The 280-nt window shown below is 61.8% G+C and carries 1 protein-coding gene; it reads left to right on the forward strand.

Annotation, left to right across the window (positions count from 1 at the left end; all coding sequences use genetic code 11):
* Positions 1–36 precede the first annotated feature (36 nt).
* The coding region (locus tag G7Z99_RS19695; protein ID WP_219854307.1) for a hypothetical protein at positions 37–280 on the forward strand (244 nt) is incomplete at its 3' end.

The following is a 280-nucleotide window of genomic DNA, read 5'->3' on the forward strand; positions in this document are numbered from 1 at the left end:
GCCCAGGGCGACGACGTCTTCAAAGACGGCGAAACCGTGAAGTTGGGTGTTCAGAGCGCAGTCGATGCTGGCGGCAAGGGCTTCGAAAATCTGCAGCTGAGCACCACTCCAGCAACGCTGCAGATCACCGACACCACCAGCGAAGTCGTGGCGACACTGACCGCGGACAAGACCACTGTCACCGAAGGCGGCCAGGTTACCTACACCGTGACCCTGACCAACGCCCAAGGCTTGCCGGTCAGCGGCCATAACGGCCTGAGCTTCACCTTGACCGACGGCA

The sequence above is a fragment of the Pseudomonas entomophila genome, from assembly GCF_013523165.1.
Lineage (GTDB): Bacteria > Pseudomonadota > Gammaproteobacteria > Pseudomonadales > Pseudomonadaceae > Aquipseudomonas > Aquipseudomonas entomophila_A.